The sequence below is a fragment of the Alteromonas sp. Mac1 genome (assembly GCF_001562125.1).
Classification (GTDB): Bacteria; Pseudomonadota; Gammaproteobacteria; order Enterobacterales; family Alteromonadaceae; genus Alteromonas; species Alteromonas stellipolaris.
In genome coordinates this window covers 4572366-4595211 of the sequence record NZ_CP013932.1, presented here as the reverse complement: position 1 = coordinate 4595211, position 22846 = coordinate 4572366, and the positions used below count along the sequence as shown (strand labels likewise).

General features: G+C 44.7%; 20 protein-coding genes. 13 read left to right on the top strand and 7 right to left on the bottom strand.

The features are described 5' to 3' along the window. Positions 1 to 71: 71 nt before the first annotated feature. Entirely contained in the window at positions 72 to 2696 is a 2625-nt protein-coding gene (locus tag AV939_RS19480) for a M14 family metallopeptidase (protein WP_057795198.1), read from the top strand. Between the two features lie 73 nt (positions 2697 to 2769). Here the strand turns inward: AV939_RS19480 and AV939_RS19475 are convergent, their stop codons facing one another. Next, entirely contained in the window at positions 2770 to 3501 is a 732-nt protein-coding gene (locus tag AV939_RS19475) for a ComF family protein (protein ID WP_057795200.1), read from the bottom strand. 161 nt (positions 3502 to 3662) lie between these two features. Here AV939_RS19475 and bioH point away from each other — a divergent pair, with 161 nt between their 5' ends. From bioH to AV939_RS19460, 3 genes are all read left to right on the top strand, one after another. Further along, entirely contained in the window at positions 3663 to 4481 is an 819-nt protein-coding gene (gene bioH / locus AV939_RS19470; RefSeq protein WP_061998249.1) for a pimeloyl-ACP methyl ester esterase BioH, read from the top strand. Between the two features lie 198 nt (positions 4482 to 4679). Continuing rightward, positions 4680 to 5012: a hypothetical protein gene (locus AV939_RS19465; RefSeq protein ID WP_057795204.1), complete on the top strand. Its 333-nt coding sequence runs from the start codon at positions 4680 to 4682 to the stop codon at positions 5010 to 5012. 17 nt (positions 5013 to 5029) lie between these two features. Continuing rightward, entirely contained in the window at positions 5030 to 6076 is a 1047-nt protein-coding gene (locus AV939_RS19460) for a putative metalloprotease CJM1_0395 family protein (protein WP_061998103.1), read from the top strand. A gap of 192 nt (positions 6077 to 6268) precedes the next feature. Here the strand turns inward: AV939_RS19460 and AV939_RS19455 are convergent, their stop codons facing one another. Together AV939_RS19455 and greB are read right to left on the bottom strand one after the other, a co-directional pair. Next, the gene (locus AV939_RS19455; RefSeq protein WP_057795208.1) at positions 6269 to 8644 is read right to left on the bottom strand and encodes a Tex family protein; all 2376 of its coding nucleotides are present in this window, start codon (positions 8642 to 8644) and stop codon (positions 6269 to 6271) included. Positions 8645 to 8806: 162 nt separating this feature from the next. Continuing rightward, positions 8807 to 9292: a transcription elongation factor GreB gene (gene greB / locus AV939_RS19450; protein WP_057795210.1), complete on the bottom strand. Its 486-nt coding sequence runs from the start codon at positions 9290 to 9292 to the stop codon at positions 8807 to 8809. 175 nt (positions 9293 to 9467) lie between these two features. Here greB and AV939_RS19445 point away from each other — a divergent pair, with 175 nt between their 5' ends. Further along, positions 9468 to 9755, top strand: a complete 288-nt coding sequence (locus tag AV939_RS19445) for a hypothetical protein (protein WP_057795213.1) — start codon at positions 9468 to 9470, stop codon at positions 9753 to 9755. A gap of 268 nt (positions 9756 to 10023) precedes the next feature. Here AV939_RS19445 and fkpA read toward each other — a convergent pair whose 3' ends face one another. Continuing rightward, positions 10024 to 10800: an FKBP-type peptidyl-prolyl cis-trans isomerase gene (gene fkpA, locus AV939_RS19440; RefSeq protein ID WP_057795216.1), complete on the bottom strand. Its 777-nt coding sequence runs from the start codon at positions 10798 to 10800 to the stop codon at positions 10024 to 10026. A 151-nt stretch (positions 10801 to 10951) separates the two neighbouring features. Between fkpA and AV939_RS19435 the strand changes: the two genes are divergently transcribed. Both AV939_RS19435 and AV939_RS19430 read left to right on the top strand, forming a co-directional pair. After that, positions 10952 to 11929: a WD40 repeat domain-containing protein gene (locus AV939_RS19435; protein ID WP_057795218.1), complete on the top strand. Its 978-nt coding sequence runs from the start codon at positions 10952 to 10954 to the stop codon at positions 11927 to 11929. Positions 11930 to 11937: 8 nt separating this feature from the next. After that, positions 11938 to 12198, top strand: coding sequence for a SlyX family protein (locus AV939_RS19430; protein ID WP_061998102.1), 261 nt, complete (start codon positions 11938 to 11940; stop codon positions 12196 to 12198). Between the two features lie 21 nt (positions 12199 to 12219). Here AV939_RS19430 and AV939_RS19425 read toward each other — a convergent pair whose 3' ends face one another. Both AV939_RS19425 and AV939_RS19420 read right to left on the bottom strand, forming a co-directional pair. Beyond that, the gene (locus tag AV939_RS19425) at positions 12220 to 13365 is read right to left on the bottom strand and encodes a DUF748 domain-containing protein (protein ID WP_061998101.1); all 1146 of its coding nucleotides are present in this window, start codon (positions 13363 to 13365) and stop codon (positions 12220 to 12222) included. 275 nt (positions 13366 to 13640) lie between these two features. Next, positions 13641 to 13847: a YheV family putative zinc ribbon protein gene (locus AV939_RS19420; RefSeq protein WP_057795224.1), complete on the bottom strand. Its 207-nt coding sequence runs from the start codon at positions 13845 to 13847 to the stop codon at positions 13641 to 13643. Positions 13848 to 13964: 117 nt separating this feature from the next. Between AV939_RS19420 and AV939_RS19415 the strand changes: the two genes are divergently transcribed. From AV939_RS19415 to AV939_RS19400, 4 genes are all read left to right on the top strand, one after another. Beyond that, complete coding sequence (locus AV939_RS19415; RefSeq protein ID WP_061998100.1) at positions 13965 to 15902, top strand: ATP-binding cassette domain-containing protein; 1938 nt, start codon at positions 13965 to 13967, stop codon at positions 15900 to 15902. Continuing rightward, positions 15889 to 16416, top strand: a complete 528-nt coding sequence (locus tag AV939_RS19410) for a TIGR02444 family protein (RefSeq protein ID WP_061998099.1) — start codon at positions 15889 to 15891, stop codon at positions 16414 to 16416. Before AV939_RS19415 ends, AV939_RS19410 begins: the two co-directional genes overlap by 14 nt. Before the next feature lie 20 nt (positions 16417 to 16436). Next, positions 16437 to 17465: a hydrolase gene (locus AV939_RS19405; protein WP_061998098.1), complete on the top strand. Its 1029-nt coding sequence runs from the start codon at positions 16437 to 16439 to the stop codon at positions 17463 to 17465. An 81-nt stretch (positions 17466 to 17546) separates the two neighbouring features. After that, positions 17547 to 17789: a YheU family protein gene (locus tag AV939_RS19400; protein WP_061998097.1), complete on the top strand. Its 243-nt coding sequence runs from the start codon at positions 17547 to 17549 to the stop codon at positions 17787 to 17789. A 169-nt stretch (positions 17790 to 17958) separates the two neighbouring features. On the opposite strand, the gene AV939_RS19395 is transcribed toward AV939_RS19400, so the two are convergent. After that, positions 17959 to 18519, bottom strand: coding sequence for an outer membrane beta-barrel protein (locus AV939_RS19395; RefSeq protein ID WP_061998096.1), 561 nt, complete (start codon positions 18517 to 18519; stop codon positions 17959 to 17961). Between the two features lie 608 nt (positions 18520 to 19127). On the opposite strand from AV939_RS19395, the gene AV939_RS19390 reads away from it, so the two are divergent. Beyond that, positions 19128 to 20837 (top strand): glucan biosynthesis protein, encoded by a 1710-nt coding sequence (locus AV939_RS19390; RefSeq protein WP_156454657.1) that lies wholly within the window; start codon positions 19128 to 19130, stop codon positions 20835 to 20837. Further along, the gene (gene mdoH, locus AV939_RS19385) at positions 20818 to 22770 is read left to right on the top strand and encodes a glucans biosynthesis glucosyltransferase MdoH (RefSeq protein WP_061998095.1); all 1953 of its coding nucleotides are present in this window, start codon (positions 20818 to 20820) and stop codon (positions 22768 to 22770) included. The genes AV939_RS19390 and mdoH overlap by 20 nt, the downstream gene beginning before the upstream one ends. Positions 22771 to 22846 lie beyond the last annotated feature (76 nt).

Sequence of the window (22846 nt, the reverse complement as noted above, 5' to 3'; positions counted from 1 at the left end):
TTTACCTGACTAAAACAGTCAAGTATTGACTAGTTTCGATGTAACCGCATAACGACAAGACGGAAATCACTATGCTCGCAACTTTGGTTCGCACCGCCACAATCTCGAATTTCCCAAAATGGCTTGCGCCATTTGTAGTGTTAACCGCCTTGTGCGTATCAGATTCGGTAAATGCCAATATGGTCGCCCTCGATAAGGGCGGAAAACCGGTTCAGGCCTATTTACCAACCGATGTGACCTATAATCCAGATATTCCTACGCCAGAATCAGTACTGGGTGCGAACATTGGTCAATGGCATGTGCGTCATGATCAACTCACGCACTACATGCGTGTACTGGCTGACCATTCCGACCGCATTTCATTAGAAGTCACCGGAAGAACCCATGAAAATCGTGAGTTGTTGCTACTTACCATTACTGCGCCATCGAATCGCCCTAACATAGAAAGCATGCGAACTGCGCATATTAATGCCATGAATTCAGGCATTAAAGTAACAGCCGATGCCCCACTTATTTTCTATATGGGCTACAGCATTCACGGTAATGAGCCTTCAGGCTCTAATGCTGCGTTAGCCCTAGCTTACTACTTAGCCGCTGGGCAAGGTGCACCCATCGATGCGTTACTGAACAACAATATTGTGCTGTTAGACCCATCTTTCAACCCCGATGGGTTATCTCGTTTCGCACAGTGGGCCAATATGCACAAAGGAAAGCAACTTGTTACAGACAGTAATAACCGTGAACATGATGAAGGATGGCCATCAGGGCGCACGAACCACTATTGGTTTGACTTAAATCGTGACTGGTTGTTGTTGGCTCACCCTGAGTCGCAAGCGCGTATAAAGCAATTTCACCGCTGGCGCCCGCATATTCTTACCGACTTTCATGAAATGGGCACCGATAGCACCTACTTTTTTCAACCAGGTGTACGCTCGCGTAAAAACCCGATCACGCCGGATGAAAACGTAACTTTAACGGAAGCGTTAGCGGCTTATCATGCCAAAGCATTTGATAAACAAGGGAAGCTGTATTTCTCGGAAGAGGCATTCGACGACTTTTATGCCGGTAAGGGCAGTACCTACCCTGATTTACATGGCAGCATAGGTATCTTATTCGAACAAGCGAGTTCTCGCGGACACTTGCAAGAATCTATCAATGGCCCATTGGCATTTTCTACTACCATATCGAATCAAATTACAACGTCGTTGAGTACCTTTGAAGGTGCCCTTGCCAATAAGCCAGCTATTTTAGATTATCAGTCTGCTTTTGTTAAAGACACGCAAGCACTAGCACAAGACGGTGATATAAGCGGTTACATTGTGGGAGAATCGAATGATAGCGGTAGATTTAACGCTATGTTGTCGCTGCTTAATCAACACAACATTAAGTTCGAAGTTGTCAGCAAAGATTCCGAAATAGGCAAACAAACCTTTAGCGCCAATCGTGCTATCTATATTCCTGCCGCCCAAGCGCAGTATCGACTTATTACGTCCATATTCTCAACCCAAACCTCGTTTGAAAATAACACCTTCTACGATGTGTCATCGTGGAACATGGCGATGGCATTTAATTTGCCGTTTGAAGCAGTTGAAAAGCGTGATGCGCGAAGCGTTAAAACGGCTGCCAATGCACAATTAGCAATGCCAGTGCTTAGCGATTCGTTACCTGCTAATGCCTATGCGTACGCTTTTTCATGGGAAGACTACTACGCGCCAGCCTTGCTTCAATCGTTATTAGAAGCAGGGGTAAGTGTAAGAAGTAGCGAAAATGCGTTTGAAGCTAAGCTTGTTAATAATCAGCGTCATACATTTACCTCCGGAAGCATTGTTATTCCTACGGGATTAGCACAGCCTGATAACTTACTTAGCTTGTTGACGGAACACGCGAGTGCATTAAATATTCCGGTTTACGCACTGGCCAGTGGGTTAACGCCAACGGGCAGTGACATTGGAAGCCGTTCAATACAGCCTATTTCAGCCCCTAAAGTACTGTTAGTGGGAGGCGAGGGCACAAGCCAGTATGAAGTGGGTGAAATGTGGCACTATTTTGATACCCGAGTGGGGCTGCCGGTTAGTATTGTGGAGCAACAAAAGCTAGGTAATGCGCTACAGTCAGGCTATACCCATATTGTGTTTGCCAGCGGCCGCTATTCGCTGTCGAATGATACGAGAGATGCACTGTCTACTTGGGTTGAAAATGGCGGTGTGTTAATTGGACAAAAATCTGCGCTTCGTTATTTTGCCGCCAACGAATGGTTAAACGCCGATATTTTAAAACAAGAAGAAATAGACAGTGAGTTTGATGAAGATAAACTGACATTTGGCGATAAATCGGCGTTATATGCAAGAAAGTTAGTGGCAGGCGCGGTTTATGAAGCTGAGATTGATATTACCCATCCACTTTTTTACGGTTATACCGACACCACATTGCCAATGTTCAAAACCAGCAATATGGTGGTGAACAATTACTACACGCCATTCACTACGCCAGCGCGTTATACCTCAGCGCCATTACTGGCTGGTTTCAGTGATGAAAAATTGGTGAAACTTATTGCCGAAACCCCTGCTGTGATAACCACAAAGCAAGGTAAAGGTGTGGTGATTGGGTTTACCGACAATACGCAATTTCGAGGGTATTGGTATGGCACGAACAAAATGTTGAGTAATGCTATTTATCAGTCTGGCTTTCTTAAGTAGCTAATTTTTATTTAGCTAATGCTTAAATAGCTAACTTTGATTAGACAATAAAAGGTAACGGTATTGGTTTCGGCTACCTTGCCGCCATTCTTGCCGTCAACAGTGAGCTTTTTGGGGGCGGTGTAAAGGTCATTGCCCACACTATAATGCTAAGTTGCGGGTAGCGCGCTTTTAATAGGCTTGCCAAGGCGTTTACTGTGACACCGGTAGTGATAACATCATCCACAATGGCGATGCATTTAAGAGCAGGGTTAGAAGCGACTAATTTATCAATACACTGCGGCGTTAATGAAAACACCTGCTTAGCATGTTGTAGCCGTTGTGCTTTTCCTAAATGATGCTGGGCAGACATACCTTGTCGAATCGCCCAATTGGTGCAAATGGGAATATTCAGTGCACCGCCAATGGATTTAGCGAGCACTGCGGCCTGATTATAATGACGCGTTGCTAGCCGCCAGGAGCTTAACGGCACTGGTAAGAGAAGTTGCGCAGCGTTGTGTGATACCTGCGGTGTATGATGCGCTAAGTGTTGCTGTTTACCGACAAACCACTTGGCTAATACCTTCCCTGAAGTCAGTGAGTGTTGAAACTTAAAGCCATGAATTAAGGTGGTTATTGGGTAAGTATGTAAAGCCAGTACAGATAGCCCGTTGTAGCTACTATGCTTGACGTGCCGACCCACTGGCCCAAAGGACAGTAAGTTATGACCGTGTTCTTTGGCCGAGAAAAAAAATATATCATGTTCACACCAATGACATACTGGCGCAGGACTTGCCTGATAACATAGTAAGCATGAAAGATTCATAATACGTGGATTTTTGAATTCTTATGTTAAGTCGCTTTTTCTCGCATGCAGCTACAGTACGATAACGTGTCTTTAAGCATTTTTTGAGATAATGGGTAATCATGCATACATGGCAGCCTATTAGGTTTGCTTCTTCATGCAACAGCCAAAGGATGTATACAGTGAAAGATTTGCATACAAACACACCGCTTGTCACCCGAACTCAAGGTACAGGAAACGATCTGGTTTTCCTTCACGGTTGGGGTATGAATAGCGGCGCTTTTACCTCGTTTATTCCCTATTTAACAAATAGCTTTCGAGTTACCACTATTGATCTCCCCGGTTTCGGCGAAAACGCTCAGCATGTGCCTTCCCCTTATAACGCTGAGTCTTTAGCACAATTGATAGCGCCTTATATTCCACCAGAAAGCATTGTTGTAGGATGGTCTTTAGGTGGTTTGGTGGCGCAACGACTAGCCTTACTTAGCGGCAATAAAGGGTTAGCTCTTAAAGGTTTAGTGACAATAGCCTCTACACCTCGATTCATCGCTGGCCCCTGCTGGCCTGGCATTGCAGGTGATTTACTGGCTATGTTCGAAAGTCAGTTAGAGAGTAACTATAATAGAACGCTAGAGCGCTTTTTAGCCATTCAAGCGATGGGAAGTGATACGGCCCGCCAAGATATCAAAGCCATTCGTGGGCATATCAGTGAATACCCAGAACCTGACCAGCATGCGCTGAAACAAGGTTTAAGAATTCTTTCCACAGAAGATTTACGTCAAGACATTGGCCGCATAACGGTGCCAACCCTTCGACTTTATGGCCGTTTAGACAGTTTAGTGCCTACCAGTGGTATAGATCGTATCTGCGAGTTGCACCCTCAAGCCGATACCGTGGTGTTGCCCCATGCAGCGCATGCGCCTTTTATTTCTCACCCCCAACAAAGCGCCGATATTTTGTTTAGTTTTGCATCAAGCGTTTACCAACAAAAAGCATCGTGACCCGGTGCTTTTAAGTTGCGTTATGTGATGGGTAGCGAACATTAGTGGATACGCCTTAGTTTCTTGCTAGCCAAAAACTAGACGCGAGGAAATAAATATTGCTCGTTTTCACAGCCAGTTAAGGTGAATGAGCGGTACAGACCTTTTCATTTTGTACAATTTGGTTAATAATTGCACATGAGAGTGTAGAGGTAGTGTATGTCTGGTATATCGGGTGTAAATAGTAACAATATAAATTCGGCAATTTTGTCGGGGCAATTCGGCTTGCAGAATGCCAGCAATGGTATAACGCAGGCTGCGTCTAATATTGCCCAGCAAACCACAAGCGCAGAGCGTGATCCGCAGGCTGTTTTAGCCAATTCTGCCACCCAGAGTTTACAGAATATACGCAACATACTTCCCACTCCACAGGATGATGTCACCACAAATCTGTTGTCATTGAAAATCAACAGTATTAATGCTCAGGCTTCCGCCAAGGTACTTGATGTGGCTAATGACACCATAGGCACCATTATTGATACGTTAGCGTAGTCGTGTAGGAGTGTAATGTGAACATTGTTACCCCTATCCTTACGGCCATAGCGTACCCTACTGCAAACGTTAATACTGAGTCTGCAAGACGAGACAACGCATTACGTGAAACCATTCCTCAGTCGGGGGATGCAGAGAAAGGGGCATCGCAAAAAGGCCTAGGTTCGGACACTGACAAAGCGCGTAATCCGGGACAAACGCCTGCGCCTGTTACCTACGATCGCCCCCAAATCCAAACTGAACTGCAAAGCGCGTTTGAAAGCGTATTTGGCGAACAAAAAGACAATGGCTCTGATGAAAGCGCCGGCAAACAAAATGCCCATGATCAACAGGAATCAGGCCAACAGGAATCAAATCAGCAAGCTTCTGGTGAGCAAGCTTTACAGCCTGAACAGCAGACAGAAGAAGAACAGCAAGAGATAAGCAACTTAGAGGCGCGTGATCAAGAAGTCCGTACCCACGAGCAGGCGCACGCTGCTGCGGGTGGGCAATACGCTGGGACGCCGCAATATGAATATACCACGGGGCCAGATAACAAACGTTATGTTACCGATGGTGAAGTGTCTATTGATATTTCTGAGCTAAATAGCCCTGAAGAAACCCTTCGCAAAATGCAGCAAGTACGTGCCGCGGCACTCGCCCCTGCTGAGCCTTCGGCGCAAGATTTAAAAGTGGCTGCAGAAGCGACGCAAAAATCTTTTGAAGCTCGCAGCGAAATTGCTGAAGACAACGCTGCTACATCGGTAGCGCCAAGCGCATCAGAGATTACGCCACCTGATATTGATGAAATTACCGATAATGCGGGTGTCGAACGCCCTACTCGGGCATTAGATGAAGCCGTTTTACAAGCGCAAGCGGTTGAGCAAAGCGCCGTAAGCCAAGGAATACAAAGCCCTACCAGTGAAGTTTCAAATGAGATTGGTGGTGGTTTTGATACGCGCTCATTAGCCTTTGGTAATGAAGTTCAGGAAAATCAAGCTAACTCAGCCCGTATTGGCCGCATTCAAAATTTCTACACCCAAGCCTATACACCAGTACGTGAAGGTTTTTCCGCTAGCGCATAGCGCTTAATGATTAACGTTCAATGCTTATCTAATCTCGTTTACTGCTCACTGCCAATAACCCGTATTCTCAACACTACTACTTTCAGAAATACTAACCTCCACTGTGCAAATACAAAAAAGCCAGCATGCATGCTGGCTTTAAAACGCTGACTTTAAAACGACAATCGCGGGTGTAAACAATAACGTTAAACGTTATTTCTTTGCTTTAGCGAACGCATCGGCAAAGGCGTTACCCATAGCACTGTTTTGCTGCTGGTTTTGTCCGCCTCCACGCTTGTTTGACTTATCTGCGCGAGGGTTCCCACGCTGAGACCCATTATTAGCACGAGGGTACCCACTAGACTTTGCGTTAGCTGCGCCATTGCTGTTATTACTTTTTCCTGATTGGTTTGATGAGGTCGGTGTATCTTCTAGTCGCATAGTAAAGGATATACGCTTACGTGCTACGTCTACCTCAAGCACCTTAACCTTAACAATGTCCCCTGCTTTTACTACATCCCGCGGGTCTGAAATGAACTTGTTGGTTAGCGCTGAAATATGCACTAAACCATCTTGATGGACACCTACATCAACAAAAGCACCAAAGTTCGCAACGTTGCTCACAACGCCTTCTAAAATCATACCTGGGGTAAGATCTTTGATAGTCTCCACCCCTTCTTTAAAGGTCGCTGTTTTAAACTCAGGTCGAGGATCTCGTCCTGGCTTATCTAGCTCGCTCAAAATATCTTTTACCGTGGGTAAACCGAAAGCGTCACTGGTAAAGGTATCAGGTGATAAGGTTTTCAGTAGCTCTGTGTTACCGATAAGGTCGTTTACGGCAACCGCGGCCGTATTCACAATTTTATCTACCACAGGATAAGCTTCGGGGTGAACCGCAGATGCATCTAGCGGGTTACTGCCATTTACGATACGTAAGAACCCAGCGGCTTGTTCAAAGGCTTTTGGCCCCAAACGCTCCACTTTCATTAGCGCTTTTCTATCGCCGAAAGCACCATTGGTATCTCTAAATTGCACAATGTTATTTGCAAGGGTCTTGTTTAACCCAGATACATAGCTAAGTAGCGCGGGTGAAGCCGTATTTAAATCTACACCTACCGCGTTCACACAGTCTTCAATAACGCGATCGAGAGATTTACCTAACTGACTTTGGCTCACGTCATGCTGATATTGGCCTACACCAATAGCTTTAGGTTCAATTTTTACAAGCTCGGCTAGCGGGTCTTGTAGACGACGAGCAATGGAAACTGCCCCACGTATAGACACATCTAAATCAGGTAGTTCGTTTGACGCTAATTCAGACGCAGAATAAACCGATGCACCGGCTTCGCTTACCATGATTTTTTGTGCACCTAGCTCTGGGTTAGCTTTAAGCATTTCCCCTACAAGCTTATCGGTTTCACGAGAACCTGTACCATTACCTATACTGATAAGCTCAACTTTATATTGCTTGCACACGGTGGTAAGCGTACGCAGTGACTTATCCCACTGATTCTGAGGCGCATGGGGGAAAATGGTATTTTTAGCGACAACTTTGCCGGTTTTATCTACGATGGCTACTTTCACACCCGTACGAAGGCCAGGATCAAGGCCCATGGTGGTCTTAGCGCCAGCAGGAGCGGCCATTAGTAAGTCATTAAGGTTCTTAGCAAACACCTCAATCGCTTCTTCTTCAGCGCGCTCACGAAGACCACTGAATAGCTCAGTTTCCATGTGTAAGGCGATTTTAATCTTCCACGTCCACTGCACTACTTGGGCTAAGAAATCATCTGCAGGACGGTTGCGGTGCATAATATTATAGTGGCTAGCAATAAGGTGTTCACAGTGAGAAGGCGCACTGGCATCATCTTGCTGTGGGTCGGCATCAAGTTGAATGTTCAACATGCCTTCGTTACGGCCACGAAACATAGCAAGGGCGCGATGTGAAGGTGCATTTTTGTACTTTTCACTGTGTTCAAAATAGTCTTTATACTTAACGGCTTCTTGCGCTTTACCGTTTGCTACTGTGCTTTTAATATGCGCGTTTTCAACAAGGTAGCTACGAATTTTACCTAACAGTGCTGCATCTTCAGCAAACCGTTCCATTAAAATAAAGCGAGCGCCTTCCAGAGCTGCTTTGGTATCTGCAACCCCTTTTTCGGCATTAACATATTCAGCGGCTAATTCGTCGATAGATTGGTCAGGGTTGGAAAATAAGGTATCTGCCAAGCCTTCAAGGCCTGCTTCAATGGCTATCTGACCTTTGGTGCGTCTACGAGGCTTGAAGGGTAAGTATAAGTCTTCCAAGGTGGTCTTACTGTCGGCGCCGGTAATATTGCGCTTTAACTCATCAGACAGTTTTCCTTGTTCATCAATAGATTTTAAGATGACTTGGCGTCTGTCTTCTAGTTCACGAAGGTAAGTAAGACGTTGCTGAAGCGTACGTAACTGAGTGTCGTCTAGCCCTTGTGTTACTTCTTTACGGTAACGTGCAATAAACGGCACCGTTGAACCTTCATCAAGAAGCTTCACCGCAGCACTGACTTGAGAAGTTTGTACGGCAAGTTCTTCGGCAATTTTGTTAATAATCATAATACGCTCTAGGCAATAGCAAATAAGGATGTAGTGGCTAGCATTAGCCTTTTTACACCGCTTTCATTCTAGTTGGAATAACTGGCGGCAATTATACCACCGCGACGGGTCAGGAGCAGCCTGATTGTATGGTCAGTATTCATGGAAAACGTTTTAACTTTATTACAGTTTGTCGGTTGGATCGTACCAAATACGGTTTATCCACCATTCTTTTACGTCAGTTTCAGTTTTTACCGTAACGTCATCATCTTCTTCTTTCCCTACTAAAGCGCGGGCCATAGGAGAGTCGATAGAAATGTAATCTCGACGCCCAAAGATTTCATCGTAACCTACAAGGCGAAGTTCTAGCACTTGCCCTTGTTCATTTTCAATTTCTACCCAAGCACCAAAATAAACTTTATTCTCCTGCTGGGAGCTATAATCCACGACTTTTAGGTTTTCCAAACACTTACGTAAGTAACGTACTCGCCTATCGATTTCACGTAGTTTTTTCTTATTATATTGGTAATCTGCGTTTTCACTACGATCGCCTAAGCTAGCAGCCCACGTGACCTTTCGTGTGATTTCGGGCCTTTCTTCCCGCCACAAATGGTCAAGCTCCTGTTTTAGCTTCAAATATCCTTTTCGTGTTATCAGTGGTGTTTTCACAATTATTTAGCTAAATTGAAATCTTATGGCTAGTGTATGTGGGTGAATTAATAGAACGCAATAAACAAATGCGTCGAAATCTCCCATTTAAACCACTTTGTGCAAATATTGAACATAAACCTTTAGGTTGTTGTCGCAGTATAAATAACAACCGGCTAATGAGCGGGAAACTCGAATGGAAGATGATGCACGAAAGGTGGAAAAAAAGCCTGTAGACAGGCGCCAAGCTGCAACTAACAGTTCAATGGGCGGTACTATTGCTGGCTTCATGCTGTTTTTAACGGGCGCGTTAATGGTGCTGTATGGCTTGCTTGATATTGTCGTTCGTATGGACAGCCTGATAACAGCGGGATATCTCGTGATAGGCTTGTTGATGTATAAGATTGGACAATATCTATTAAATCACTTTGCGGTATTTAAAGTACAGCGTGAACGGCGACGTGCACCACCACGTCATACTTAAATTGGTGGTCAGTATATTGCACGATACTTTGCACGATTTTTTGCATAAATAGCGAGTTATCGAATGGCTAACCGTCTAATACACCTTCCACGCAAGGTGTGCATTTGCTGTATTTGTAGCAATGGCTATGGTGCAGCGCATCCACTCATTTAAGTACTACCATCAGTTTACGCATTAAAAAAGCCGACACTTTAAAAAGTATCGGCTTTTATTAGTAGTGGCGAACGCAAAACGTAGCCGCTACGCGGGATTGAAGCGCTGCGTGATATTACTCAGCAGCTTCTTCTTTAATGATTTCTAGCAATTCAACGTCAAAAATTAGCGTTGAATTAGGCGTAATTGAACCGGTAGCACGTTCGCCATAAGCTAAATCAGAAGGGATATGGAAGCGGTACTTCGCGCCTTCTTTCATAAGCTGAACGCCTTCAGTCCAACCAGGAATAACTTGGTTAAGTGGGAATTGAGCTGGCTCATCACGCTTGTAAGAAGAATCGAACTCAGTACCGTCTAGCAATGTACCACGGTAGTGAACTTTAACGATGTCTTCAGCTGCTGGGCTTGCGCCTTCACCTTCTTCTAACACTTCATACTGAAGGCCAGACTCTGTGGTGGTTACGCCATCTTTCTTCGCGTTCTCTTCTAGATACGCCGCGCCGGCTTCAATATTATCTTGTGCGGCTTTTTGCGCCATTTCTTGTTGCTTAGCACGAAGTACTTCTTCACCTTGCTGAGCAATTTGCTGAATTTCTTGTGGGGTAAATTTCAATGTGTCGTTAAGGCCATCTTCAAAGCCTTCTTTTAACGCAGCTTCATCTAGCGGAAAGCCCAGTTGCTCTTGCTGTTGTGCGCGGTTGCTCACGAACAAGCCCATGCTGGCACCCATAGCGTATGCTTGTTTTTGCACGTCTGTCATTGATTCAGTTGAAACATCGGCGGTTTCAGCGATGTCAGTGCCGGTAGTAGCGGCCTCATCAGAGGTATTTGGCTGACAGGCAAAAAGGCCTAGGGCAGCAATAGTAGATAAGGCAACAAGCGACTTCTGCATAAAACGTCTCCATAAATTTTTATCATCATGCGTCTATGTTTAAACTGCTGCATCCAAGGCAGTCTGCACGATAGTGAAAGATGCGTGATCCATGCTATGTTAAACCTAGCATTCACAAAGCGAAACCTATTTGATTATGTTTAGGGCTCAAATGTTCCCCAGATTATTGTTACTCACCTTATTAATAAGTGGATCTATAGGATGTAGCTTCCCTGAGACCACGCCAATTAAGCAATGGCGGCACGTTGAAGAGGGAGCCTATGCAGCTGACATTTCGGCGGATGGCACTATTTCTGTTGTATCAGGCATTAACAATGGCATTAATGTGTGGCGAATAGGCGAGGAAACGCCCCTGTATCAATGGAGTCATCAAGGTGAAGGTAATAATTTAGTCATTTCGTTACATATATCCGCCGACAATACCCATGTGGTTACTGCTGATAGAGAAGCGTTTGCGCTTTGGAGTATTGAAACCGGCGACCCTATTGGCTTTTGGCGTATTGACGAAGCATCTATTCGGGATGTGGCCATTTCGAATAATGGTAATGGTATCTTGGTGGCTCGCTCTAACGGTAAAGTCATGTTTTTCGAGCCTAAAACCCAGCGCAGGTTAGAGTTTTTGGGCCATCAAGAAAAAGTGAACTCTATCGACATTTCTCCAAATGGCAAGTTTGCCCTCACCGGTGGAAACGACTATATCGCGTATTTATGGAGCACCGATACAGGGCAAATAATTCACACCTTTACGCATCCTTCTCGGGTAACCAAAGTGGCGCTAGATGACAAAGGCCGCTTTGCCTTTACTGCCGATAGCCAAGATAAGTCACAAGTGTGGAACGTACAAACAGGCGAGGCAATTAGCGGGCTGAGTTTTATTGCGAGGCAGAAAATCTTCACTGATGCTGTATTTTCTGATGATGGTAAGTATTTACTAACAGGTTCACCATCACGTCAAGTGTATTTATGGGATTTAAAGAGTGGAAAAGAAGTGGATGCTTGGCAGGTTGCATCACGAGATACAGTTTCACCCCCAACTGCAGTTGTTTATGGCGTTGGCTTTATGTCCGATGGTAATATTGTGACAGAAAGCAGCAGTGGTCTTGCCGAAGTATGGCAACGCAGTAAATAGAGTAAATTATGACAGATAAAAACAGCAGTACTGACAGCGTCGCATTTCGAGCAGAACTCGATAGTACGAACAATAGTATTGAAGAGCTCCAAACGAAAATAGCGTTTCAAGAGCACACTATTGAAGCGTTAAACGAAGCGTTGTCTTCGCAGCAGCAGCAACTCGATGAGCTTACCTATAAGTTACGTCACGTTATCGACAAGGTTAAGTCAATTGAGCCTTCAAATATGGCCAAAGACTCGGAAGAAACACCGCCTCCTCATTATTGATACACCCGAGAACATACAAAGCTAGCGAGTATCGGGTTTAGCGCTTTGGCTATTTGAGTTTGCGGTTTTTGTTGAATCCGGCAGTGCGGGTTCAGACAAAGTCTGTAGCTCTACCGACTCTTCAATGTCGCCGTTAATAGCTTGAATAAAGGCGTTTTTAATAATGGCGCTTAGCGCACTAAACACATCAGTGTCTGGGCTACTCAAATCCCCTTCTATAGGAATACGAGTAGCTACTTGATCTTCACTCTGATTTTCAAATATCTCAGTGACAAACGCTGACAATAACTCTACGGTACCTTCAAGTAGGCCATCACCATCTTGCTCAATATCGCCCTTCCATGAAAATACTTCTACATGGTGCAGTATTGGTTTTATGTAACCCTTTACTTTACCATCGTCGGCAGCTACTTCGGCAGCCAGTGTAAGTGAACCAGCCTCTAGGTCAAATGGCGCGTAGGTATCCAGCAGGTTTTTAAAGTTAACGAGTGCCACGTTATCGGCTTGTAGATTGAGATCGAAAGTGGGTTTTTGTGTGGCAGGGTTGAGCTTAGCTTCAAGCTTCAATGTACCTTGCTGAGCGGTTTGCGCAGTCACTAAAGCGTTAGCCACCCGATTGTCAGATAGCGCATCGCTGTTTACCAAATTTGTTACTTCACCTTGAATATCGTGCAGCGAGATATCAATCACAGGCGAGGTTTCTGGGTTATAAAAACCAATCTTTCCATCAGTAACACTAAGCCTATCAATACGTAGTGGGAATAGTTGATTTGCAATGTTAAGCCAATCTTCGTTTTTACCCGCTTGGCTGTTGTCGCTGGTGGCACCATCGACAAAGTTAATTTCAGGGCGAGTAAGATTCACCGTTCCGCTTGCCGCACCTTTAATCAGCTGGCTCCAGTTTAATGTGAACTCAACCTTTTCGGCGCGAAACAATGGCTTGTCTACCTGTCCATTAGACTTGTACAACAATACATGCTCTAAACTATAAGCCCCGCGCCATAGCATTAAATCTACGTCACCTACTCGGCCGCTGTATTCCCCCGGCTGACTGAGTGTTTTATTGATATACCACTGCGCTGCATAAGGCATGCTCATACGAATAATAATGAGTAGCCCAAGTATGGTGGCGAGTGAAATAAATAGGTAACGATTTGCGGTTTTCATAAATACTCCTTTAGAGAAGTATTTCAAGATTTATGCCGTCGAATATAAATAGAAGATGTGAGTTGTTTGATGCTGCAAGTATATTAAAATCAGTAGGTTGGTGGGGTTTTAAGCATAAAATTTACTGTTTCAGATAATGTAAAGATAAGGCTAACATGGGCGGTATCTTCACATTATGCGTAATAGTTACTGCTAGCGAATACCGTGAGTGAGAAGCTAGTAGCTATCATGTAGTACCTAGCGCAAAAATAGAAATGAGCGCTATTGCGGTAACGTTAGTGAGGTTTGAAAATGCCAATAACGTTTTCGTTTTCTCGGGTAGCCGCACTCACTTGTTCTTCGGTTTGCGCTTCATTGTAACCACAGGCTACGCACTCTAGCTTTTCTACGTTATTTTCGTAATATAGCGAGATAGTATCTAACTCTTGGCATTTGGGGCAGGTAGCGCCTGCAACAAAGCGGCGTTTAATCGATTTTTGCATTGCAGCTCTCTAAACGTAATTTACTCAGTATTATACCGTGAAAAGCCATTTCCTGATCAGATTTTGATAGGAATTTGCTATTATACGCGACCTAAATTGTTCCCGCGAAGGTTATGAATGATAAAGCTTACCAACGTATCGCTAATGCGTGGCAGAAAAGTGCTGCTAGAAAGTGCATCAGCGCAGGTATTTCCAGGCCATAAAGTCGCCCTTATAGGGAGCAATGGTTGTGGTAAATCGACCTTGTTTGCCTTACTGCGCAACGAAATGTCAGTAGATGCAGGCGACTGTGTAGTACCTGCTGATTGGCGCATAGTGAGTGTTGCACAAGAAACCCCTGCCACCGACAGGCGCGCAATAGAATACGTTATTGATGGTGATAAAAATCTTCGCCGTTTACAAGCGCAGCTTCAGCAAGCTGAGCAAGACGAAGACGGCGTACTGATTGGTAAAATTCATGGCCAACTAGAGCAAGCCGGCGCTTACGATGTTGAAGCAAGAGCCGCGACTATTCTATCAGGGCTTGGCTTTACTAATGTTCAGCTTACCGCACCGGTTACCGATTTCTCTGGTGGTTGGCGTATGCGCCTTAACTTGGCGCAAGCATTGCTATGTCCTTCTGATTTATTATTGCTTGATGAGCCCACGAACCACTTAGATTTAGATGCCGTCATTTGGCTAGAAAAGTGGTTACAGCGCTACGAAGGTACCTTGTTACTTATTTCTCACGATAAGGCGTTTATTGATAACACAGTCGCGCAAATTATCAGTGTTGAGCAGCAACAGCTGATTACCTATACCGGTAACTATTCTGCCTTTGAAAGGCAGCGCGCCGAGCGACTTCGTTTGCAGAATATAGAGTTTGAAAAGCAGCAGCAAAAAGTGGCGCATTTAACCTCTTTTATTACTCGATTTAAAGCTAAAGCGAGTAAAGCAAAGCAAGCACAAAGTCGTATTAAACAACTCGAAAAAATGGAAACCTTGTTACCTGCGCATGCGGCTAGCCCATTTAGTTTTGAGTTCGTTCCACCTGCTGCACTGCCTAACCCTCTTGTACAAATGGAACATGTACAGTTAGGTTATGATGATCATATTGTTTTGCAGCAAGTGAAGCTGAACTTGGTGCCAGGAAGTCGTATTGGTTTATTGGGGCGAAACGGGCAAGGTAAATCTACTCTTATCAAGTTATTAGCCGGTGTACATGCCCCCAAACAAGGTGTGTTTGATACTGCCAAGGGCCTTAAAATTGGTTACTTTGCTCAGCATCAACTAGAAACTCTCGATCCTAACGCTACGCCTATTTTGCACTTACAGCGCATAGACGAAAAAGCCACCGAACAACAATTGCGAGATTATTTAGGTGGTTTTGGTTTTAACGGTGACGAAGCACTGTCAGCCGTTGCGCCTATGTCTGGCGGCGAAAAAGCCCGATTAGTGCTGGCACTTATTGTGTATCAAAAACCAAACTTGTTGTTACTCGATGAGCCCACCAACCACCTTGATTTAGAAATGCGTCATGCGTTGAACATTGCGTTGCAAGGCTTTGAAGGTGCCATGGTGTTGGTATCGCACGATAGGTTCTTACTCTCATCGGTATGCGAAGACTTTTACTTAGTAGATAGCGGCGAAGTAGCGGCTTTCACAGGCGACTTAGACGATTATCGCGACTGGATTTTAAAGCAACAAGCCGCAGAAAAAGCCAAAGCCAATAGCGATGCGAAAGCGTTAAATGAAGGTGCAAGCGCTGTAAGCGAGCGTAAAATCGATCGCAAAGAAGAAAAGCGCCGAGAAGCAGAGTTTAGGAAGCAAGTTGCTCCGCTGAAAAAAGCCTTAGAGAAACATGAAAAGGCCATGGACAAATGTTCAAGCGAGCTGAAAACCCTTGAAACATCGTTGTCAGACACAAGCTTGTATAATGATGATAAGAAAGCCGAGCTAATGCAGTTGCTAGATAAGCAAGCAAAGCTTACTCAGCAGCTTGAAGAAGAAGAGATGCAATGGCTTGATGCACAAGAGCAAATGGAGGCGCAGCGCGCAAGCTATGAAGCACAATAATGCTATTGTAAATGCAGAGGACTTTTGGCAGTACGCGGGCAGTCGCTACGGCAAAGGCGATGTAGCGCCACTGGCCATTTTGTTGCAAGACCGCCATGGTGTTAACGTAAATATACTTTTGTTGATATGCTGGTGTATTGAGCACGGTTATATTATCAATTTACCTCAGTTAAACGCGGTGATAAACGCCGTTGAAGCATCAGAACACACCCTTAAGCAGCATCGGCTTGAGCGAAAGCAAGCGAAGCCAGAAGGCAAGCAAGATGCAAACTACCCGCAGGCCTTGGCGAAATACAATCAGCTAAAAGATGACGAGTTAGTTTTAGAAAAAGCGCAACAAGCTATTATCGTAGAAACGGTAAATAGCCTTGGTTTGGCATCTTTACCTTCAGGCGCCTCTAGTATGTCAGGTGTGTTTAATGCCTCTATCGCTGCACTTATTAATGCGTATGGGCTACGAGAAAAACAGGAAGCCCGCGAGTTAATCAGCCAGCTACTGAAGCAGTTGTCGTAAAATAACAATAAGAAAACATCATGAGCAAAATCGCGTTATCGCATGGAAAGATTATAAAAAGCAGTTTTCGGGTGCCAAGCTGGGCAAAGAACCGTCATGTTCAAACTATATGGCCGCGCTTCATTCAAAAACGCTTACCGCTAAAATACAGCATGGAACGCTTAACACTGCCTGATGACGATTTTGTCGACGTTGCGTGGGGGCCAAAGCCCGCAGAACCCTCAGGCATTATTGTGATGTTCCATGGCCTTGAAGGCAGCATTCGCTCACATTATGCCAACGATATGATGGCCAATTTATCGGTGAATGGCTGGCAAGTAGTGATGATGCATTATCGTGGCTGTAGCGGTGTACCGAATTTAAAGCCAAGAGGTTACCATTCTGGCGAGACCGGCGATCCAAGCTTTTTTCTTGATTGGCTAAACCAAAAATTCCCCCAGATCCCTAAAGTCGCTGTGGGTTTTTCTCTTGGCGGGAACATGCTGTTAAAGCTGCTTGGCGAGAACCCAGCACAAAAATGGTTGAATGCGGCTATTGCTATATCATCACCGTTGAAGCTGTCGGAATGTGCCAAATCAATTAACCACGGTTTCTCGCGGGTATATCAGAAATACCTTTTAAACAGCATAAAAACCACACTGCGCAAAAAAATGTCGTTTATCGACTATCGTAAACTTATCCAATTAACGGGTGATGATGTTGATAGCATTACCAGCTTTGCGCAATTTGACGAAAAAGTCACTGCGCCCTTGCATGGTTTCGAAGATGCAAATGACTATTACGAGAAATGCAGTGCGTACCATTTCTTAAGTGCTATTCACTGCCCTACGCTTGTGTTGCACAGTATTGACGACCCCTTTATGAACCATTTAGTGGTGCCTAAAGAAGAAGAATTAGCGCGCAATGTTACCCTTGAACTTAGTGAGCGTGGTGGCCATGTTGGTTTTATGCAGGGTTCAGTGTTTAGCCCCAAAGTGTGGCTGCATGAAAGGGTAAAAAGATACGTTAGCGATGTATTACCCATTAACCCCAACACGCCCTACGTGTAAGTTTTCTAATTTATTAGCACGTTAGCTGGCTTTAATTCACGCATAATAGTTAGCGTGAACTCATTTTTTCTGGAGGCAAAGATGATAATTCCAATCGATGCGGTTGATACTGAGACCTTACACAGTTTAGTGGAAGCATTTGTGCTGCGAGAAGGCACAGAGTACGGCGCTGAAGACGTCAGTATGGAAACCAAAGTAACACAGGTGTTAAATGCCCTTAAAAGCAACGAGGCGGTGCTAGTGTATTCAGAGCTTCACGAGAGTGTGGATATCAGACCAAAAGGCGATGTGACATCCGAAAGTGAGTCTGCTCAAGAAGAGTAGAAGTGCCTTAGGTTTTTCAATAACAAACTGCTCACTAACCAATTTTGATAAGAAATTGTTCAATAAAAAAGCGCCTAAAATCGCATAAGCTCAAATTGAAGACCAAAAAAAGCCGGGCGAGTGACCCGGCTACCTTTCTTTAGGAGAGCATCCCAAAAACGAGAAAGGTTTAGAAACTGTAGCGTGCAGTTACCTGCATGATGTCTAAGTCATCCATTAGCTTGTAGCTGGCACCTACGGCCCACTGAGGAGTGACGTAATAGTTTGCACCTACTTTAAACGTCGCATCGCCATCTTCAACGTCGTAGTAACCTACTTCGCCCAGAAGCTCTACCTGCTCAGTCACCATAGAACGAACGCCCGCATTTACGCTGTAGCCTGTCTCATCATCGAAATCGCCATCGATACGCTCAAAGTTGGCACCGAAGTATGCGTCGGTAGTCGCGTTAAGCGGCATTCTGTAACCAGCACCTAGCGTTAGCATATCGAAATCGAAATTGCCTTCTTCAAAGTTGCTGTATTCACCGTTTAAATAAATATTGCTGTGTAGTAGATATTTGCTGCTTAGTACGAAACCATCTGGTTCGAATGATTCGTTATCGTCAAAATCCATCTTGCTATAGCCACCTTCTACATAACGCCAGTCTGGAGACTCAGCTAACGTTGCAAAAGAAGCAACAGAGGCTGCGGTAGCGGTAAGTGCTGTAAGTAAAGTGATTGCTTTACGCATTGAAAAAACTCCTATTTATCGCAGAAAGAAAAAATACCTGCGCTTCAAATTTTGCGTACCTGTGCATCGTGCTGTGCAAACAAGTATCGCGAATTCCATTGTTAAATCTGAAGTTAGTTTTGCAAAGGGTTTGCCAATTACGTTATTGCCTGATGTTTAAATATACGATTTTTCTTTAACTAACAGAAAGATAGTGATTTTTACCTACGACCGCTTTTTATCACCGAACTAGATTTATGAAATAGCGCTGATTATCTGAACAATAAAATGCGGGAAATGTGTATCTAAAAAACAACACTATATCCTTTCGTCTAATGTTTAGTCCTTTTTTACACAGTATAAGAGCGCCCTTCATTTCAATAATACCGTTTGTAAATGTTTGAAAAGATGGCGATTGATGGTTATTTAACCCCTTTTGGATAAGTTGGATCATTCTTTGCAATTGCTCTAGTGAGTTCAAGCGCGGTTAATTCGCTACCCAGTTCTTCTTCCTTTACGGGTCAGCGAGGTTCCTATCAAAAAAGTACCTTTGGGCATTCATCTACGGAGTTAGCTGGTGGCTTTTTTGAACGTGTTTTGGCATAGCCCTAATTCATGGAGATAACGACATGCACCAAGAGTTTAAACAAGACCGCTTTGATGGCGTGACGAGCGTCAGTAAAGATACTAAGCGAGGCCCTATGTCACTTTTCTCTCGCGTTGCGGTTGTGATTGCCAGTGTGCTGTCATTATTAGTAGCACCTGTGATCAATGCTGAAGGAGTAAGTGATAGCAATGAACCTCATGATGCATCCCCTATTCTTCAATCTGTTATCGATGCCGCAAAAGCGTCTGCCGAGCAAGGCTATGAGCAAAACGATCATGGTCTCGATGACGGGTTAAAATCAATTGATTATCAAACTTATCGAGCTATCCGCTTTAATCCTGATAAAAGCTTGTGGAATGGCGAGAATGACTACGAAGTACAGTTTTTCCACCCCGGATTTCTCTATGAGTTGCCTGTAACAGTTCATACTATCGATGAATCTAATAGCGCGCAGCGTATTCCCTTTGCAAGCGACATGTTTCGCTATGATGACAAAGCAGCGTCGCTAGCCGGGCTAACTAACGATAAAACAGGGTTTGCAGGCTTTCGCGTGCATTACCCGTTGAAGAACGAAACATATAAAGATGAGTTTGCCGTATTTTTAGGGGCCTCTTATTTTCGTTTAGTGGGTAAGAACCAAGTATATGGTATTTCTGCTCGCGGGCTTGCCATTGATACTGCCTTAACGAAAGGGGAAGAGTTTCCTCACTTTACCGAATTTTGGCTAATTGAGCCTAAAGAAGGCCAGCCTATTACAATTTATGCGCGTTTAGAAAGTCCGTCAGTGGCCGGTGCGTACAAGTTTGTTATTGAGCCAGGCATTGATACTGAAGTTGATGTGCAAAGCTGGTTGTTTGCCCGTGAAGACGTAGAAAAGCTAGGAGTCGCCCCGTTTACCAGCATGTTTCTTTATGGCGAAAACAGTGAAAAACGCCCCGACGACTACCGCCCTGAAGTACATGACAGTGACGGTGTGTTGATGGTAACCCATGCCGATGAAGAGATTTGGCGCCCACTAACTAACCCTGCAAGGCTACAAATCACCTCGTTAAGTGACAGTGCGCCGAAAGGTTTTGGTATGTTGCAGCGCGACGGTGAATGGGGCAATTATTTGGATGCTGAAGCAAACTACCATATTCGCCCAGGCCTTTGGGTAACCCCAACCGAAGGATTTGAGAAAGGCCGATTAGAGGTGGTAGAAATACCGACTAACTCTGAAACGCACGATAATATTGTCGCGTATTGGGTGCCTGAAGCGCCGTTACTTAGTGGTGAATCTCGTTATTTTGCTTATACGTTAAAAACGGTAGAGCGAAACGCATTTGTTAGCGAGTTGGCAACCGTTATTCGCTCACGCCAAGGCCAGCCGTCGTTACCTGGCGAGAAAGTAAAAGATGAAGCGAAGCAGACTCAGCGCCGCTTTATTGTTGATTTTTCTTCTCCCGACTTCTCTTCACCTGAACTGGCAGCACCTGAACTGACAACACCAGACACGTCAGCCAATGAAAACACGGTTACAAGCTTCGACCCAGACACTACCAAGCTTATTGTGCAAGGTAGCAATGGTGCAATTTCTCAGCAGCGCCTTTACCCCGTTAATGAAGGTAAAGAATGGCGCGCCACTTTTCTTCTTAAGCCTAAAGACAAGAGCACGGTAGATATGCGTGCTTATATCGAGCTAGATGGCAAACGTATCAGTGAGGTTTGGAATTATGTCTATCAACCCAAGTAATGCTTCCATTTCCCCTAAATCCTCAACAAAGCGTGATCGATTCATCACGACAGGAGTGCACATGCGCTTATTTATAATGGCAATTTTAGTGCTTCCGAGTACGGCTTTGGCCGGTTGGAGCCTTTATGAAATTTTTCTTCCTAATGGGTTAACTAAACTTGAAATGGCTCAACTTGGTTTAGGCTTAATGCTGTTCTCGTGGCTTTGTATGGCCTTTTGGACCGGTATTATCGGGTTTGTTCTTCAACTGTTTAATATTGACCCTTTAAGCTTGCGTAAAAAGCAAAGCAAGCCTGATGAAGCCGCACAATTAAGCCAGCGCCATGCGGTGGTAATGCCAGTATATAATGAAGATACGCGCCGAATTATGGTGGGCTTCGAAGCTTGTGTACGTGAGTTAATGAATACGCCACAGGCTGATCATTTCGACTTTTACATGTTAAGTGACACCCGCGACCAAAACAAAGCGGATGCCGAGCTTCGCGCATGGCAACGTATGACCAAGCGTTTAGGTAACTACGCATCACAGGTATTTTATCGTCGCCGGGAAAAGAATCTTCATCGCAAAGTGGGTAACTTAAAAGAATTTTGCGAACGCTGGGGCGCGAATTACGAATCTATGATTGTGCTGGATGCCGATAGCATAATGACTGGTGAGCGAATGTTAGATTTAGCCCGCCGTATTGAACAAAACCCAGATACTGCATTAGTTCAAACTATCCCTATGCCAGTACGTCAAAATACCTTCTTTGGCCGTTTTGTGCAGTTTGCTGCGCACCTCTACAGCCCAATGTTGGCAACAGGTTTGTCATTTTGGCAAACAGACAGCGCCAACTATTGGGGTCATAACGCGATTATTCGAATTGCGCCCTTTATGCAGCATTGTGGCTTACCGAAATTAGAAGGCAGTGCCCCGTTTGGTGGTGAAATTCTAAGTCATGACTTTGTTGAAGCCGCGCTGCTTCGCCGTGCAGGCTGGCATGCCTATTTACTGACCGATACGACGGGCAGCTATGAAGAGGTACCTAGCAACATTGTGGATTACGCTATTCGTGACCGTCGTTGGGTGCAAGGTAATATCCAGCATTTAGGATTGCTAAATGTGAAAGGCCTAAAAGCGGCTAACCGTCTTCACTTTTTGTTTGGTGCGTTTGCTTATATTTCATCGCTGGTATTATTTTGCATGCTTGCGCTAGGTACAGCTGATGCTCTTATTCGTGCCACGTCAGTACCTGACTTCTTTGTATCTGAATATCAGTTATTCCCAAGTTGGCAGGTAGCTCGTCAAGATATGATGATGGTGACTATGTGGGGTACTGCTGCACTACTCTTCTTACCGAAGGTGTTAGGTATCGTGCTTGCCTTAATTAAACGCAGAGAAGAGTTTGGTGGTGCTATGTCGTTGCTGAAAAGCGCAGTTGCAGAAATTACCATGGCCATTCTTATTGCGCCGCTCATGATGTTTTATCATAGCTTCTTCGTAATAAGCGTGTTTGTTGGGCACTCGGTTAAATGGGAAGCACAAGAGCGTGAAGGTAAAAAAGTACCCTGGAGTGTTGCCTTCAAACATACGCAGCTTATGAGTTGCCTAGCAGTGATGTGGGGCGTAACAACCTTCTACTTCACGCCGTCGCTATTTATGTGGTTGCTACCTGTGTTAATTGGAATGGTACTGGCTGCGCCGGTTATTCGTATTACGAGCAGTGACAATTTAGGTATACAAATGCGCAAATGGGGCGTGTTTGTTATCGACCAAGAAGTGGATGAATGCATCGCCCTTAAACGTTTACGTGTCGCTATGAATTACTTCGCGTTGTCTCAGTACAAGGCGCAAGAGCCTGCGCTCCCTGAAAGCTTATGGGTAACCATGCCTGAGCAAGTGTTAAGCGAAAAGCCACTTCCTATGCGTCCAGCATTGGTTAATAACGCCTAGTATCTTATGTGCGTAAGCGCGTAGCTAGGACTAGCAGCTAAAAGCGCGGAACATAAATAGGTAGGCACAAAAAAGC